We start from the raw sequence: 16657 nt of genomic DNA on the forward strand, positions 1-16657 counted from the left end.
GAATGAAATCAATGTTCCAGTGCATTTTCGAGCGATACATCCACCACAAACCGCCCATGCAGCAAACGGCGGCCGATGAGCACCGGATAGCGCATGTTACCACGGTCGGTGAGTGATACAATGCTGCGGATTATGCGGCTGCCCATACGTATGCGGGTACGCACAATGTAGCGGAGCTCTTCTTCACCAAACGAATTGCGTACCTGCTTGCGGTCGAATTGGGTAAAGCGGTGTTCGCGGTCCTGATATTCGGGATGTGTTTCATCGAGCAAACGGAACACAAGCACACCATTTTCAATACGTACATGGTGACAATGCAACGCAGTGGTGTAGGCGCCGGTATCAAGCTTGGCGGTGAGGCCAAACAGGCCGAGGTCTGGAAAGTCAACCCGCTCACGCCGACCGGCAGTTTGTTTGGGCCGTTGTTTTTTCTTTTTACGCGGTTTCCCGGCAAACTGGTCGGGTGTTTTACTCCACATATACACACGTGTGAGAAACGAAGATAAGCCGGGCGCGGTAAGCAAACAACATTCGGAGCGGTTAATTTTTTGACGCAGCACATTTCCGTTTTATGTCTGTAGTTATCCGGTTTATGTGTGAGAAATTCAGTCATGATGTGTATCAGTATCAACTTCGGTAAATGCCCTCTACCTTTGCGGGGTATGCAAAGAGCCGATTACTTAATTGTGGGTCAAAGCCTTTCGGGCAGCATTCTTGCGCTTACGCTGCTTGAAGCAGGCAAAACCGTGCATGTAATTGATATGCCCGGGCTTTCGATGAGCTCGCGTGTGGCTGCGGGTGTTTACAATCCGTTCAATTTCCGGCGCATGGTCAATACGTGGGAAGCCGAAACGGTGGCACCTTTTGCCACGGCTTTTTACACGCAGGCTGAAAAGCTTTTGGGTGCGGCATTTCACCAGCGCCGCCCGGTATGGAAAATACTGGCCGATGCAGGCGAGCGTGTACTCTGGGAAAAAGCCTGTGCCGAACGCCCGGGACTTTTTGCCCGCGCCGGAATTCTCGAAAATCAGCTGCCCGGTATGTTGCATGCACCGCATGGCATTGGTGAGGTAAGCGGTTCGGGAAGTATAAACACCGTTGCCTTTATTGAGGCGGTAAGGCAACTGCTGCGTGAAAAAAATGCGCTTACCGAAGCGGTATTCGATGAAAGCCGGCTTGTGCTGCACGGCGGCGGTGTGGAGTATAACGGGCAAATTGCCGCGCGGGTGTGTGTAAACTGTCAGGGCCACCTGGCGGCGCAAACCACGTTGTTTGCTTTCCTGCCGCTGCGGCCCATGAAAGGCGAAGTGCTGCACCTGCACATTCCGGGCCTGGCAACAGATGCCGTGCTTAACCGCGGCGCTTATCTGCTGCCGCTGGGCGGCGATACATTTGTGTGCGGCGCCACCTACGAAGCCGGCCAAACTACCGAAACCACCAGCGAGACAGCCCGCACCGAACTGCTGGGCAAGCTGAGCAAATTTGTGACCGCACCGATTACCGTGCAGGCGCAGTATGCCGGTGTGCGTCCGGCTGTAAAAGACCGCCGCCCGTTGCTGGGCCGTCATCCGCAGCATCCGCAGCTGGCCGTGTTCAACGGCATGGGCAGCAAAGCAGTAATGCTGGCGCCGTGGCTGGCAAAGCAGCTCATTACACACCTCGAAACGGATGTTTCTTTACCGGCCGAGGTAAATCTGAATCGCTTTACCCGCAGCTGATGTTTTTTCACGCAATTAGCTGTGGAAATTGCCCTAACATTGCATCATCTGTTCAAATCATTCTTCCGATTAGTCGGTAAAACCTATGGATACATTATCGAACGTGCCGGATTCCGGTATTCCTGTTTCTCCTGCTTTGCGATCGGCCCGCGTGGTGCGCTGGCTGGTGGCTTTTATTGTATTGGTAGCCGGGGCAGCCTGGTTTTTCATTTCAAACACTGCTAATGCCGAACCTATGCTGAATTTCAAGCCCGGCAAAAATTATGAATCCGACTGGGCCCGGGTTGATTCGCTTACCGAACAGGGGCTTTACAAATCGGCGCTGGAACTGAGCAATGCTATTTTCGATAAAGCCCAAAAGGAAGACAATTCAGCGCAGCAGGTAAAGGCGCTCATGTATCGTTTCAGGCTTTCGCAAAACTTCGAAGAATACAGCGAGCAGAAAGCCATCAACGACCTGCGTGCCGAAATTGCCGTGGCAAAGTTTCCGGTTAAGCCTGTGCTGCACAGCGTGCTGGCTAATTTATACTGGCAATACTACGAACAACACCGCTGGGAATTTTCACAACGCTCAACCCTTGCGGGCAACAAGGATGACGATATTGCTACCTGGGATTTGAAAACCTTAGTGCAGCATACCATAAAAGAATACGAAGCCTCGCTGCAAAATGCCGACAGCCTGCAGCGCACCACGCGCGAAGTGTTTTTGCCGGTGCTTGAGCAAGGCGATAAAATTTCGGCCTCGCTGCGCCCTACGTTGTATGATTTTCTCGTGCACCGCGCCATCGACTTTTACAGCAACGAAGAAGCCGGTGTAACCCGCCCGGCCGAACGCTTTCTGCTCGATCAGGACTCCTACTTCGGCCGCGCCGGGGAGTTTGTGAAACTCACCCCGGCCAACCCTGATTCGCTGGCCATGAAGTATTACGCTTTCCGCCATTATCAGCAGCTGCTTAGTTTTCGCCTTGCTGATAAAAACAATGTGGATGCGTATGTGGACGCCGACCTGAAACGCATCAACTTTGTACACGCCAACAGCATAAGCGATTTGCGCGATGAAACGTACCGCACGGCGCTTTCACAACTGGCGGCGTCTTATCCTTCATCGCCCGTTTCAACCGATGTGCTTTTTGCGCTTGCGCAGCATTATCAGTCGAAAGCCGAAGCTTCTGAAGATCCGGCCGCTCCCGAACGCAGCTACATGAAGAAAGCGGTAGAAATTTGCCGCGAAGCCATTCAGCGTGCCCCCGGTTCGGAAGGCGCAAAAAACTGCGCAGCACTTGAAGAACAGATCAAACACAAATCATTCACCTTCACCGGCGAAATGACTGTGCTGCCCGATCAGGTTTCACGCATCCGTATGGAGTGGCGCAATGCCGATAAACTTTACTTCCGCGTGGTGCCCGATAAAGTGGATATAAACAATCCCGAGCGGTTTGATAACGAGCGCGACCGTATTGCCGATTATGTGAAACGTAAGCCGGTGGCAATCTGGGAAATGGGAATGCCCAACGACGGCGACTATCTCACACACAGTGCCGATATTAAAGTACCCGCACTGCCCGCCGGCGATTATATCCTACTCGCGTCAATCAAATCGTCGTTTGAAATAGACACCAACCTCATTGCCGAGAAAAACCTGAACGTATCGGAAATCAGCAATGTAAGCCGTCGCCTCGAAAACGGCTACGAAGAAGTGCTGGTGCTTAACCGCCGCACCGGCGCGCCCATGGCGGGTGTTACCGCGCACATCTGGCAGCAGGAATACAGCTACATCTCCCGCCGGTATGTGTATAAAAAAGTAGAAACCCTAAAAAGCACAGATGCCGGGTTTGTGGTTATTGCACCCCGCTCCGACAACGGTTCGTCACATGTAGTGGAATTAATTAGCGGTAAAAACCGCACGCTTTCCGAAAACTTTTACCTCTATAAAAGCTATCGTGCACCTAAGCGCATGACTCCGCAAACGGTGTTCTTTACGGATCGCTCCATTTATCGTCCCGGTCAAACGGTTTACTTTAAAGCCATCTATCTCGAATCTGACGGTGAAACCAGCAACCTGCTTACCAACCGTGATATCACGGTTTCGCTTATGGATGCCAATTATCAGAATGCCGGCAGCCTGCAGCTGGTAACCAACAAATTTGGCTCGGTAAGCGGTTCGTTTGTGCTGCCCATGTCGGGCGTTACCGGGCAATACAGAATTCAGGCCGATTATGGTGCGCAGTATTTCTCAGTGGAAGAATACAAACGCCCCAAGTTTGAAGTAACCTCGCTGCCCGTGAAAGGCAGTTACCGCCTCAACGATAAAGTGGAAATTACCGGCAAGGCAAAAACCTATTCGGGTGCCGTGGTGGATAATGCCGAAGTGCAGTACCGCATTGTGCGCAACGTGAGTTTCCCGTGGTGGTGGTATGCGTGGTATGGCTGGGGGCGTGGTTATAACCGTGGCAACGAAGCCGAAATTGCTTCGGGCAAAGTGATGACGAACGATACAGGTGGTTTTGTAATTCCATTTACCGCACTGCCCGACCGCACCATTGCACGCAAAAGCAGTCCGACATTTAATTACACCATATATATTGATGTAACTGACCAGAGCGGCGAAACTCAAAGCACTACTGCCTATGTAAATGTGGGCTACAAGGCGCTTAATGTAAATATAGGGGTGGGCGAACAATACAGCATGCAGGATACTTCGGGCATTTCGGTGTCGGTAGCTAACCTCATGGGGACGCCTGAAAAGGCCGATGTGAAAGTAAGCGTTACACAACTCGAAGCGCCAAAACGCCAATACCGCAGCCGTTTGGAACAACCTTGCGACAAACAGCTTTACACCGAAGCCGAGTGGTTTGCCATGTTCCCCAACGATCCGTATAAAGACGAGCATCTGATCCGTAACTGGAAACAGGGCGCAGTACTCTTTACCAAAACAATTAATTCGGATAAAGAGAAACGGGTGAAGCTGGCCGGTAAAGAAAAGTGGAAGCCCGGTGCATATAAAATAGAAGCAGTTACTACCGACAAGTATGGCGAAGAAGTAAAGGAAACCCGCTACTTCACACTTTTCAGCGAAACGGGTAAAGATGCACCCGAATCGGAAAAACCGTTCTGGTTTGAAGCATTGAAAACCGATTGCAAGCCTGGCGACAAAGCGGCGTTTCTGCTTGGCACTACTGCAAAAGATATGCAGGTGCTTTACGAAATTGAGCACAAAAACCAAACGGTAAGCCGGCAGTGGCTCAAAATGAATAACGAGCAGCGTCGCATTGAAATTCCGGTAGAAGAAAAACACCGCGGCAACTTTGCCGTGCATGTACTGATGATGGTAAACGGCCGTGTATATCACCACGACCAGACAATTTATGTAGGTTGGGAAAGCAAGGCGCTTGATATTCAGCTGGCCACATTCCGCGATAAAATGAAACCCGGTGCACCCGAAGAATGGAAGCTCACCGTGAAAGGCCTGAATGGCGAAAAGATGCTTGCCGAAATGGTGGCCTCCATGTACGATGCATCGCTTGATGCGTTTCGCGGCCACGGCTGGGGCTTCAATATCTGGCGCAGTTCATACAGCACACATTACTGGAATACGAGCCACGCAGCTACTATTCAAAACGCTACAGGCTGGGTGGGGAATAATTTTTATCTGAACTCCGGATATTATTTCCGTGAGTATGATGTGCTCAATACGTTCGGGTTTTATATGGGGAATAATTACGGGTATGGGTATTTCCGGGAAGGATTGGGAGCAGGTTCGTACGATATTGTGGTAGAAGATTCAAATGGGAATTCATTGGAAGAGCAGGAAAGTCTGCCGCCACAAAAAAGCCTGTCGGCAAAACCCGGTGCTCCCAAGCCCAAGCTGGCCGCTACCCGGAGTGAGAGTGCGGTTGCGGCAAACAGTTCGATCGGTGTTGATGATGGTGATTTTAAGCAAGACAAGAAAGAAGACTATCGCGGTGCATCGGGCGAAGCGACCGCAGGGTTGCAGCAGATAAAAGCGCGCACCAATTTGGGCGAAACCGCATTCTTCTTCCCGCAGCTTGAAACCGATGCAGAAGGCAATGTGGTGCTCAAATTTACCGCGCCCGAAGCCTTGACACGCTGGCGTTTCATGGCGTTTGCGCACACGCAGGATTTGCATTACGCACAAATCTCGCGCGAGGTAGTGACGCAGAAAGAACTGATGGTAATGCCCAACGTACCGCGTTTCCTGCGCGAGAATGACAAGATTACCATTACCACAAAAATTGCCAACCTTGCTGATAAAGACCTCAGCGGCACCGCACAGCTCATGTTGTTTGATGCACTGAGCATGAAACCGGTAGATGTGCAGATGGGCAACAATGCGGCAGTGGTGAATTTCAGTGTGAAGAAAGGCCAAAGCACGTCGGCCAGCTGGAACCTCAGCATTCCCGAAGGCTTGGGCGCCGTGCAATACCGCATTGTGGCGGCAGCCGGCAATTTCAGCGACGGGGAAGAAGCCTCGCTGCCGGTGCTTACCAACCGCATGCTGGTCACCGAAACATTGCCCCTGCCCATAAACGGCGGGCAAAGCAAAGAGTTCCGTTTCGAAAAACTGCTTGCTTCGGGCAAAGGCTCTTCAACCTTGCGCAGCCACCGCCTCACGCTTGAGTTTACGTCAAACCCGGCCTGGTACGGCATTCAGGCGCTGCCTTATCTTATTGAATATCCTTATGAGTGCGCCGAGCAAACCTTCAGCCGCTTCTACGCCAACAGCATTGCCACGCATGTGGCTAACTCATCGCCCAAAATACGCGCGGTGTTTGATGCGTGGAAGAATCAAAGCCCTGATGCATTTCTGAGTAACCTTGAAAAGAATCAGGAGTTAAAAGCGCTGGTGCTTGAAGAAACGCCGTGGGTGCTGCAGGCCAAAGACGAATCGGAACGCAAACGCCGCGTGGGTATGCTGTTTGAAGTAAACCGCATGGCCGCCGAGCAGCAGCGCGCATTGCGCCAGCTCAGCAAAATGCAGGTAAGCAACGGTGGCTGGCCGTGGTTTGAAGGTATGCCCGACGACCGCTACATTACCCAGCACATCATTACCGGCATGGGTCATCTCGATCACCTGAAAGTACAATCCGTGCGCAACGAACGCTTTGCCTGGAACATGACCACCGACGGCATACGCTACCTCGATGCCCGCATTGCGGAAGACCTGCGCGATATCCGCAAATACGACAAGGATTATCTCAAGAATAATCACCTCGGCTATTTGCAGGTGCAGTACCTCTACGCCCGCAGCTACTTTAAGGATGTGGAGATGGACAACAAAACCAAAGAGGCGTTTGATTACTTCTTTGGTCAGGCGCAGAAATACTGGCTCCAGCAGCCGCGCTACATGCAGGGCATGCTGGCCTTGTGTCTGCATCGCTACGACGATAAGAAAACTTCGGCTGCCATTATGAAATCGCTCAAGGAAACCGCGCTCACCAGCGAAGAAATGGGCATGTACTGGAAAGACAATACCGGCGCAGGCTGGTACTGGTATCAGGCACCCATTGAAGCGCATGCAGTAATGATTGAAGCGTTTGACGAAGTGAGCAACGACCAGAAATCGGTTGATGCGCTGCGTGTGTGGCTGCTCAAGAACAAGCAAACCAACGACTGGCGCACCACCAAAGCCACGTCTGAAGCCTGTTACGCCCTGTTGCTGCGCGGTACCGATTTGCTCGCCACCGAATCAGACGTGAGCATTGTAATCGGCAACATGCCGGTGGATCCGAAAAAGCTGGATACACCTGTGGAGGCCGGCACCGGCTATTTCAAAACAAGCTGGAGCGGCACAGAAATCAAGCCCGAAATGGGCAATATCAAAGTAAGCAAAGCCGGCCCGGGCGTTTCGTGGGGAGCTGTGTACTGGCAGTATTTTGAGCAGCTCGACAAGATTACGCCAGCACAAACGCCGTTGCAACTGAAAAAGCAATTGTACCGTGTGCGCAACACACCGTCGGGCCCGGTGCTTGATGCCATTACCGAAAGCACCGTACTCAAACCCGGCGATAAAATCCGCGTGCGCATCGAACTCCGCAACGACCGCGATATGGAATATGTACACCTGAAAGACATGCGCGCCTCGGGCTTTGAGCCGGTAAACGTGCTTTCGCAGTACAAGTATCAGGATGGTTTCGGCTACTACGAAAGCACGCGCGATGCGGCTACCAACTTCTTCATAAGCTGGCTGCCCAAAGGTGTACACGTGTTTGAATATCCGCTTGTAGTGGCTCACGCCGGCGATTTCTCAAACGGCATCACGTCTGCGCAGTGCATGTATGCCCCCGAGTTTGCCGCACACAGTGCAGGCATACGGGTGAGTGTGCAACGCTAACGCTTAAAATGAAGGAGCCGCTGTTTCAAGGCAATTGAAACAGCGGCTCTTGCTTTATTCCCGCGTTTATTTTGCAGGGATAAACACATCCACTTTCAGATTATCAACCAACACTTTTGTACCACCTGCGTTCAAGATTCCGGCAGTAAGTGTATCGGAAGCATGCAGAATAACCGGTGTAATATAATCGCCTTGTATTCGGGTCCACTTGCCATACTTTACGGAAGCAGAATCAAAGCCAACACCTGAATATCCGTAATCCTGCCGGCCGCGCATTTGGCCAACCAGTACAAGATTGGGCGCCGCAGACTTTTCCAGACTCAATACATCCGCACTTATGCGCACGCGCACGTGATCTTTATCTGTAATGTCTGTCAATGCCCTGATCAGATAAGGCGAATAAATGTTTTCATTATTCAGCTCCATACTTTTTTTACCTGCGCCCGAAGAAAGCGTATCACACAAGTAGCTCAGATTACTTTTACTAAGCTGTTCAAAATCTTCGTTCATCAGCGTTGTGCGTTTATACTTGTGCATGACCTCATCAAGCGGCGGGGCATTCCAGCGGTCAATTTCGAGCAAATCCTCAGCCCCCGGCGGAATGTGGGTACGACCAAATACAGCGAAGTAATACTCTTTTGTCATACGGTCGCTGCTTATTATGCCGGCTCTGTACTGCCAGGCTTGAAACACGCACAGCAAAAATGTAAAACCTGCACAGCCATACAACACGCTTTTCAGGAGGCGGGATTTTGAAACGGCAAGCAATAAGAACCCAAGCGGAATGGCCATTATTCCGGTTGACTGTATCATGGGCCGCTGGCTCCACGAATTGGCATACCACCAGCACTCCCAACTGCTCACCACCCAAAGGTTGATGAGAAAAAAGCTGAATAAGGGCAAAAATAATTTACGGTTCAGCTTCCATAATGCCAGAAAACCGAGTGTGGCAATGGCCATAAGCGGTGTATAAACAAACCAGCCCTTTTTGAAGCTGAACAGAAATTTGAGCGTGAACGGATGCAGAAAATCAAACCCTTCGGTGTGATGATAGGTTGTCCATTTGCCGCTCGTATATTTCCAGTAGGCCAGCTGAATAAAACCGATTGCTACAACTCCGATGCCCATAGCCACCACATCAGCCTTGCGTTGCCAGAGTAGTTTCGCTTTTTCTTTAACATCATTTATACTTCCAATTCCCCAAAACAACGGAATAAGTGCAAGCACAAGTTCCGACGGGCGGGTAATGGTGAGCCAGCCAAGTGTAATACCTGTACACAACGCCAGTTTTACCGAAGGGCGCTCATGCCATTTTATAGTTAGCAGCAGCAGCAACGCATTGCCCGCAAACAAATAGTTGTGCGGTATTGTGGTGTCGAAACTGGCGTAGTAAAACTGATTGGTGCCAATGGAAATGAGCAAAAGCAACAAAGCCGTCATCCTGTCGCTGAACCAGCGAAGCAGGATGCTGCGCAGCAAAAACAACCCCAGTATGCTGTAAAACAATCCCGATAAAATAGCCGCATACTGATAAGGCGGTGAAAATCCGTCGGCAGGTGCCCCGCTCAGTGTTGCCGCCGCGTGGCCGAGCATAAAAAACGGAAGCATGGCAATGGATTGGCCTGCAGGATACACATTCACAAGCCTGTTTTTTTCCGTAGGGTAAAACTGATAGGCGGGCCTGTCGGCCTGATACTTTTTATCAAGCGAATCTTTCCACTGCCGGTTTTCAATGCCCGCATCATTATAAATAAGCGTAGCGGGCAAATACATATAATAGCCGTAAATATCCCAGCTTAATGCATTTGAACCTGTAATGTATGTAGGGAACGAACGGATTACATTGGCCTGAAAACCGATAAACAGCAAGCCAAGCAGGCAAACGGCCCGGAATGAAAAACGATTGACAAGCGGGCGAATCAGCATTTTACATAAATACAAAAAAATCAGCCCTGTGCAGACAACTTGCTTTCTTCATTCAGCAAAAGCACACCTTTTGCCATCATCCATACACTTATTATTACAAGTATGTGTGCAATATCGTTGTAATTAAACCACAGCGAAAGCGAAATTTTAAATCCGTGAACGGCCCCCGTAATAACCGATACCAGTACACCACCGGCAATCCAGATTCCGCTTTTTTTGTTTCTCGTGAACTGATAGATATGCCATGCCATAACCGGTAAAATACCCAGTGCGAGGTGATACTTAACAATTGTATAGGATTGAAAGCTGATGAGTACAATAGTGGTAATCACCAATTGTGCAATAATGAAACCCTGAAGCAGGCGAAGTTTGCCCGGCCAGTATTGTTCAACGGTTGCCAGCTGTGCGCCCGACACACCGGCCGATTGCACCAGACCCATGGTAAGCCAGATGGAGAGGTGTACGTTTTCCGGTGTGTAGTATGAAAAACCGTGAACCACCACACCAATGAGCGAGGCAATACTGATACCGGCAAAAAACCAGCGCCAGATGCGCGCAGCACGCAGGCTAATATCGTCTCTGATAAGTCTGCGCCACGCAATGAGCCCGGCAATAAACATCATGATGTTGGTGACCGCTGTTACCGGATCACGTATCACAAAACCGCCGGAGGCAATTTCGGTGGAATAATGCAGCATTCGGGGAAACGGTCAAGTGTGTTGAGGAGCAAATGTAAGCATTACTGCTGACTCATACTTTTCATACGCTGAATGAAAACAACCGCCAGCCATCCGGAAGCACTGGCGGCAATGCCCCAGATCATTGCCGGACAGATGTTCGGGAAAAGCGTAAATACAAACCACACGCCCATGCCGGCCAGCATGGATGTAATAGCGGCAGTGCTGTTTGTACTGCGCAGGAAAAGTCCGGAGCAAAGCGGCACAAACAAACCTACAAGGCTTATGGCCGATGCTTCGCTTACGAGTTCGGCAATATCGCGGCGGAAAATGGCCATGCCCACAGCCACCAGCGCAAGTGCCGCTACACAAAGCCGTGTGCGCAAAAGCCGGATACGGTCTGAATGCTGCGGGAAAAGCGGCTGCAGAATATTTTCGCTGAGAATTACAGCCGGTGCCAGCAACGCTCCGCTGGCGGTACTCATTACTGCTGAAAGCAATGCGCCAAAGAAAAAAATCTGTAACACGGGGCCTGTTTGCTGCATAATAAGTGTGGGTAGTGTAAGCTGCACATCGGCTGGTGCGGTAATGAGAAGTTTGGCGGCAAGCACCATTACAATTGGTAAAAACGCAATGGTGAGATACATGCCCGCTGCAAGAAAAGATGATTGTACAGCCACCTTCTCACTTTTTGAGGCCATCACACGTTGAAAAACGTCTTGCTGCGGAATGGAACCGAGACCAATACTTATCCATGCCGCCACAAACTCAAGCACGCCGGTAAAGCTTTTATCGGGCAGCAGATTGAAACTGTTTTCCGGCGCCGCGTGCAGCACGGCTTCCATGCCGCCGGCCTGACTGACCACCACCAGGGTAGCCGCAATTAATCCGGCCACAATAAAAATGGTTTGCACAAAATCCGTCAGCGATACACTCCACATGCCGCCGCTCATGGTATAACCTACCACCACAGCAGTAGAAAGCAGTATGCCGGCGGTTACCGAAATTTCGGGCACTACGGTGTGCAACACCAATCCCATAGCCACCATTTGCGCCGATACCCAGCCTACATAAGAAATCACCAGCACGGCGCCCGCAATGAGTTCGGCCGTTTTTCCGAAACGTATGCGGTAAAAATCGCCAAAGGTGTTCAGATTCATCCGGTAGAGCGGCCGCGCAAAGAAAAAGCCTACCAGCACCAGACAAAGTGCCGCACCGAGCGGATCTTCCACCAGTCCGCTTCCGCCTTCTTCGGCAAAACGCGATGATGCGCCAAGCACAGTTTCTGATCCGAACCAGGTGGCAAACACAGTAGCTGCTGCCAACGGCAACGACAAGCGGCGCCCGGCCAGAATAAAATCCTGATCGGTTTTTACACGGCGTGCGGCATAAATGCCAATGAGCACATTGAGCAAAAGATAGCCGGTGATGAAAAGTGCAACCACGAAAGCAAAGATGCTTTTTTCGGCGCAAACAACATAAATCAGTAAACGGCACAGCGAAAGGAATACCTTTGCGCATGCAACAAAAGCAAACGTACAACGGGCCTGCAATGAATGTGCTGATGGCCGAGGCACTTGAACTCTTTCTCGAAAAAGGTATGCCTGCCGATCGTGTAATCGGCGAGTTGTTTAAACGACACCGTATCAAACAGGAAGCCCGCCGTGCCGATGTGGCGGCCATGTTCACGTTGCTTGTACGTTTCTGGCGGCCACTTTCAACCGCCGTGCAGTTTTCTGATTATCGCAGTAATGCACAAGTGCTGCAACTGCTTAAAGCCGCCAGTTTGTGGAAACGTATTTATGCCGACAAACCTGCCGAGAGCGATGATGCCGCACTGCTTGACCGGCTGAAGAAATACCTCCGTGTGCGCAAACTCCGCGAGTCGGTGGCCGACTGGATGGATGAACAGGGAGTAAAAGAGCTTGGCGAAACACGTTGGGAAGACATGCTCAAAGCACTCAACCGCAATGCCACGGTGTATTTGCGCACCAACACACTTCGCACCACACCCGGCAAACTGCAGAAGCAGCTGGCTGATGAAGGAATTGAAACCACTTCAGAAAACGATTTGCCCGGCGCATTGCGTTTAGCCCGTTATCAAAATGTATTTGGAACGAAAGCCTATGAAATGGGCTGGTTTGAAGTGCAGGATCTCTCCTCGCAGCGTGTAGCCGTGTTTGCACAAGCTGAACCCGGCATGCGTGTGGCCGATGTGTGTGCAGGCAACGGAGGTAAAACACTTCATCTGGCCGCATTGCTTGGCAACAAAGGAAAATTAATGGCGTTTGACGTGTCGGCAGCAAAACTCGAAACGCTGCGCAAACGTGTGGCGCGAGCCGGTGCCGATACAGTAGAAATAAAACAAATTGCCGCCGGCCAACCCATCAAACGTCAGGAACCAGCGTTTGATCGTGTGCTGCTTGATGTGCCCTGCTCAGGTACCGGTGTGTTGCGACGAAATCCTGATATACGCTGGAACCTGCACCACGACGACCTTTCACGATTGCAGCATACGCAACAGCAACTGCTCGAAAACGGAAGCAAACTACTCAAAGCGGGTGGTAAACTCATTTACGCCACATGCAGTATATGGCCTTCGGAAGGAGAAGAACAGGTGCGCACATTTCTTGCAAAAAACACCGGCTGGATACTCGAAGATGAATACCGGACAGACCCGGTTCAGGAAAACAGCGATGGTTTTTACATGGCCCGGTTATTTTTTTCGGGGGAATGACGACTGAAAACTGTTTGATTGTCTGAAACCGAATTGTAAGAAAAAGATTATAACTAAATTTCAAGCAAATTGTGTGATATATACAAAAATCAATAATTCGCAAACATTTATTTTTTATAACAATTCAAATATAAAATACAAAAAATTGCTATTTCACTCATTTTCTTCGCATTGCGGGAGCATCGTAACAGCCTTATTAACAGAATTGTGTTGAAAAAATAGACGCTACGTATTTTTTTCAAGCGGCTATTTTTTTTTACTTCGTCGAAACAATTCTTCAAAACCAAAAAAAACCATGGCAAAGAAAGCAACCAAGAAAGCAGCTCCGAAGAAAGCTGCTGCTAAGAAGCCGGCCGCTAAGAAAGCTGCCAAGAAAGCTGCTCCGAAAAAAGCTGCTAAAAAAGCTGCTAAGAAAGCTGCTCCTAAAAAAGCAACTAAGAAAGCTGCTGCTAAGAAAGCTGCTCCGAAAAAAGCTGCTAAGAAAGCTGCTCCTAAGAAAGCTGCTAAGAAAGCTGCTCCTAAGAAAGCTGCTCCGGCTCCTGCAAAGTAATTCAAGAATTACTGCAACAAAGGTCCTGCCCATCCGGCAGGACTTTTTGTTTGCATTCAATTCAACATGCCGCATTCATAACAAGCACCTTTCCCTGAATGATGCACAGCGGTAAAGAAGCCTGCACTTTTCTCCCTGCGCTACATTATATAAGCGAAATCTTATCTTTGAAGAACCGAAATCAACTAACGCGACATGAAAAAACTGCTTTTTGCTGTGGTTGCCGTTGCTTTTTTGCAAAGCTGCTCTGGCGATACCAAAACAACAACCGAAGATGTAGTACCTGCCGGACAAACGGCTTTGGATCTTACGCCGCAGGGCTTTCCGCTTAAACTGAATATTCCTGATTCGACCTTTGGCGTGGCTGAGGTAATGGAAAATGCAGGCGGTATTGAAATAAAAATAGGCAGCAAGTTTGATCTTGTGCTAAACACTGCGGCACCCGAAGATCTTGATATGAAGCAGCAGAAAGCACTTGCACAGGCTGCAATGGATGGAGCTACTGTTAGTTTTCTTACCGACAGCGATTCGCTGCTGGTGTGGGAAACAAAATTCTTCGACCTGAAGCCTTCGCGTCATTTTTACCTCATCAAAAAAATAGGCAACGACAGCTACATTATCCGCGACAACATTCAGAACGCCGAGAACCAGTTTGAAGCAGCCGAAATTACCCGCATGCAGGATGCTGCCAAAACGCTGCGTGCAAAACCTGCTGCCGCACCGAAAGCTTAGTCCGACATACTTAATTGAAAAACGGGAGCAGATTGAACATCTGCTCCCGTTTCGTTTTTATTCAACCAGCCGATCAGCTTTCGGCGGCCATTTTCTTCTTCATACGATCACGTTCGTTGGGGTCGAGGTAAATCTTACGGATGCGGATGGATTGCGGCGTGATTTCCACGTACTCGTCGCCCTGGATGTATTCCATTGCTTCTTCAAGCGAGTGCTTGATGGCGGGCGCAATGCTCACTTTATCATCGCTGCCTGAGGCGCGCATGTTGGTGAGTTTTTTCTCGGTTACCAGATTCACCACCAGATCATCCGGACGAATATGCTCGCCAATTACCTGCCCGCCGTAAATTTCTTCGCCGGGCGATACAAAGAACGCACCACGATCCTGCAGCTTGTCGATTGAATAAGCCACAGCCGCGCCTTTATCTTTCGCAATCAGTACACCGGCAATGCGTCCGGGAATGGGGCCTTTCCACGGCTCAAATGCTTTGAAGCGGTGTGCCATTATGGCTTCGCCGGCGGTTGCGGTGAGTACGTTGTTGCGCAAACCCATCAGCCCGCGTGAAGGGATTTCGAATTCCATGTGAATAAGATCGCCCTTGGGTTCCATTACCAGCATTTCGCCTTTGCGCTGGCTCACGAGCTCAATTACTTTGCCCGATGTTTCTTCGGGTACGTCAACCGTAAGTGTTTCTACAGGCTCATGTTTTACACCGTCAATTTCGCGGATGATCACCTGCGGCTGGCCCACCTGCAATTCATAACCTTCGCGGCGCATGGTTTCGATAAGGATAGACAGGTGCAGAATGCCACGGCCGAACACAAGGTAAGAATCGGGCGAATCAGTTTCCTGAATGCGCATGGCAAGGTTCTTTTCAAGTTCCTTGTACAAACGGTCGCGAAGGTGGCGCGAAGTCACAAACTTGCCTTCTTTACCGAAGAACGGTGAGTTGTTGATGGTAAACAACATGCTCATGGTAGGCTCGTCGATGGAAATTGCGGGAAGTCCTTCGGGATTTTCGAAATCAGCAATCGTATCGCCAATTTCAAAACCATCAATACCGGTAACAGCTACAATATCGCCTGCTTTTACAATATCGGTTTTCTTTTTGCCGAGACCGTCAAACACAAACACTTCCTTAATGCGTGTTTTTACCAGCGTTCCGTCGCGTTTAACGAGCGTAACCGGCGTATTCTCGCGCACTTCGCCACGGAATACACGGCCTACTGCAATACGTCCGATAAACGTAGAGAAGTCGAGCGAAGTGATTTGCAGCTGCAGTGTTCCTTCGTGCTGCGGTGCATTGGGGAAATAATCGAGAATGGTATCGAGCAGCGGACTGATGTCTTCGCCCGGTGTTTTCCAGTCGTGTCCCATCCAGCCGTGCTTTGAAGAACCATAAATGGTGCGGAACTCAAGCTGTTCTTCGGTAGCGTTGAGGTTAAAGAACAGATCGAAAACCTGATCGTGCACTTCATCCGGGCGGCAGTTGGGCTTGTCAACTTTATTGATTACCAGAATTGCTTTTTTGCCCATTTGCAGGGCTTTCTGAAGCACGAAACGGGTTTGCGGCATTGCACCTTCAAACGCATCTACCAGAAGCAGCACGCCGTCGGCCATGTTGAGCACGCGCTCTACTTCACCGCCAAAGTCGGCGTGGCCAGGGGTGTCAATGATGTTGATCTTCACACCTTTGTAAACCACCGATACGTTTTTGGCGAGAATGGTAATTCCGCGCTCGCGTTCGAGGTCGTTGTTGTCAAGAATAAGTTCGCCTGAGTCCTGATTCTCACGGAAGAGTTTTCCCTGAAGAAGCATTTTGTCAACCAGCGTGGTTTTGCCATGGTCAACGTGAGCGATGATGGCGATGTTGCGGATTTGCTGCATGATCTGTTTTCAAAAAGAGGTGCAAAGGTACGGCTTTTTGGGCAGGCAGCGTTAATTGGCTGTTAAGCAATATGCAA

The 16657-nt window shown here is 50.2% G+C and carries 10 protein-coding genes; 5 read left to right on the forward strand and 5 right to left on the reverse strand.

Translation table 11 applies throughout. The annotated features are described in order from the left end of the window. Nucleotides 1-8: 8 nt before the first annotated feature. Nucleotides 9-560, reverse strand: coding sequence for an ATP-dependent zinc protease (locus tag IM638_13160; protein MCA6363982.1), 552 nt, complete (start codon nt 558-560; stop codon nt 9-11). 102 nt (nt 561-662) lie between these two features. On the opposite strand from IM638_13160, the gene IM638_13165 reads away from it, so the two are divergent. Both IM638_13165 and IM638_13170 read left to right on the forward strand, forming a co-directional pair. After that, on the forward strand, nt 663-1718 hold the full coding sequence (locus tag IM638_13165; protein ID MCA6363983.1) for an FAD-binding oxidoreductase: 1056 nt from the start codon (nt 663-665) through the stop codon (nt 1716-1718). 85 nt (nt 1719-1803) lie between these two features. After that, nucleotides 1804-8070: a hypothetical protein gene (locus IM638_13170; protein ID MCA6363984.1), complete on the forward strand. Its 6267-nt coding sequence runs from the start codon at nt 1804-1806 to the stop codon at nt 8068-8070. 66 nt (nt 8071-8136) lie between these two features. Here IM638_13170 and IM638_13175 read toward each other — a convergent pair whose 3' ends face one another. The 3 genes from IM638_13175 to IM638_13185 are packed head-to-tail and all read right to left on the reverse strand — an operon-like array spanning nt 8137 to nt 12118. Next, nucleotides 8137-9996, reverse strand: a complete 1860-nt coding sequence (locus IM638_13175; GenBank protein ID MCA6363985.1) for a hypothetical protein — start codon at nt 9994-9996, stop codon at nt 8137-8139. Between the two features lie 20 nt (nt 9997-10016). Next, on the reverse strand, nt 10017-10694 hold the full coding sequence (locus IM638_13180) for a hypothetical protein (protein ID MCA6363986.1): 678 nt from the start codon (nt 10692-10694) through the stop codon (nt 10017-10019). A 41-nt stretch (nt 10695-10735) separates the two neighbouring features. Further along, nucleotides 10736-12118 carry a sodium:solute symporter family protein gene (locus tag IM638_13185; GenBank protein ID MCA6363987.1) on the reverse strand — a complete coding sequence of 461 codons (1383 nt, stop codon included), beginning with the start codon at nt 12116-12118 and terminating at the stop codon, nt 10736-10738. A 74-nt stretch (nt 12119-12192) separates the two neighbouring features. Between IM638_13185 and IM638_13190 the strand changes: the two genes are divergently transcribed. From IM638_13190 to IM638_13200, 3 genes are all read left to right on the forward strand, one after another. Then, complete coding sequence (locus tag IM638_13190) at nt 12193-13410, forward strand: methyltransferase domain-containing protein (protein ID MCA6363988.1); 1218 nt, start codon at nt 12193-12195, stop codon at nt 13408-13410. Nucleotides 13411-13705: 295 nt separating this feature from the next. Continuing rightward, entirely contained in the window at nt 13706-13960 is a 255-nt protein-coding gene (locus tag IM638_13195) for a hypothetical protein (protein ID MCA6363989.1), read from the forward strand. 195 nt (nt 13961-14155) lie between these two features. Beyond that, a complete protein-coding gene (locus IM638_13200; protein ID MCA6363990.1) occupies nt 14156-14692 on the forward strand; it encodes a hypothetical protein in 537 nt (178 codons plus the stop codon). 73 nt (nt 14693-14765) lie between these two features. Here IM638_13200 and typA read toward each other — a convergent pair whose 3' ends face one another. Next, the gene (typA, locus tag IM638_13205; protein ID MCA6363991.1) at nt 14766-16580 is read right to left on the reverse strand and encodes a translational GTPase TypA; all 1815 of its coding nucleotides are present in this window, start codon (nt 16578-16580) and stop codon (nt 14766-14768) included. Between the last annotated feature and the right edge of the window lie 77 nt (nt 16581-16657).

It is taken from the genome of Bacteroidota bacterium, from assembly GCA_020402865.1.
In the GTDB taxonomy this organism is placed as follows: Bacteria; Bacteroidota; Bacteroidia; order Palsa-965; family Palsa-965.

Coding starts and splice junctions, on each gene's coding strand:
- IM638_13165 (MCA6363983.1), top strand. CDS start 663: ATGCAAAGAGCCGATTACTTAATTGTGGGTCAAAGCCTTTCGGGCAGC.
- IM638_13170 (MCA6363984.1), top strand. CDS start 1,804: ATGGATACATTATCGAACGTGCCGGATTCCGGTATTCCTGTTTCTCCT.
- IM638_13175 (MCA6363985.1), bottom strand. CDS start 9,996: ATGCTGATTCGCCCGCTTGTCAATCGTTTTTCATTCCGGGCCGTTTGC.
- IM638_13180 (MCA6363986.1), bottom strand. CDS start 10,694: ATGCTGCATTATTCCACCGAAATTGCCTCCGGCGGTTTTGTGATACGT.
- IM638_13190 (MCA6363988.1), top strand. CDS start 12,193: ATGCAACAAAAGCAAACGTACAACGGGCCTGCAATGAATGTGCTGATG.
- IM638_13195 (MCA6363989.1), top strand. CDS start 13,706: ATGGCAAAGAAAGCAACCAAGAAAGCAGCTCCGAAGAAAGCTGCTGCT.
- IM638_13200 (MCA6363990.1), top strand. CDS start 14,156: ATGAAAAAACTGCTTTTTGCTGTGGTTGCCGTTGCTTTTTTGCAAAGC.
- typA (MCA6363991.1), bottom strand. CDS start 16,580: ATGCAGCAAATCCGCAACATCGCCATCATCGCTCACGTTGACCATGGC.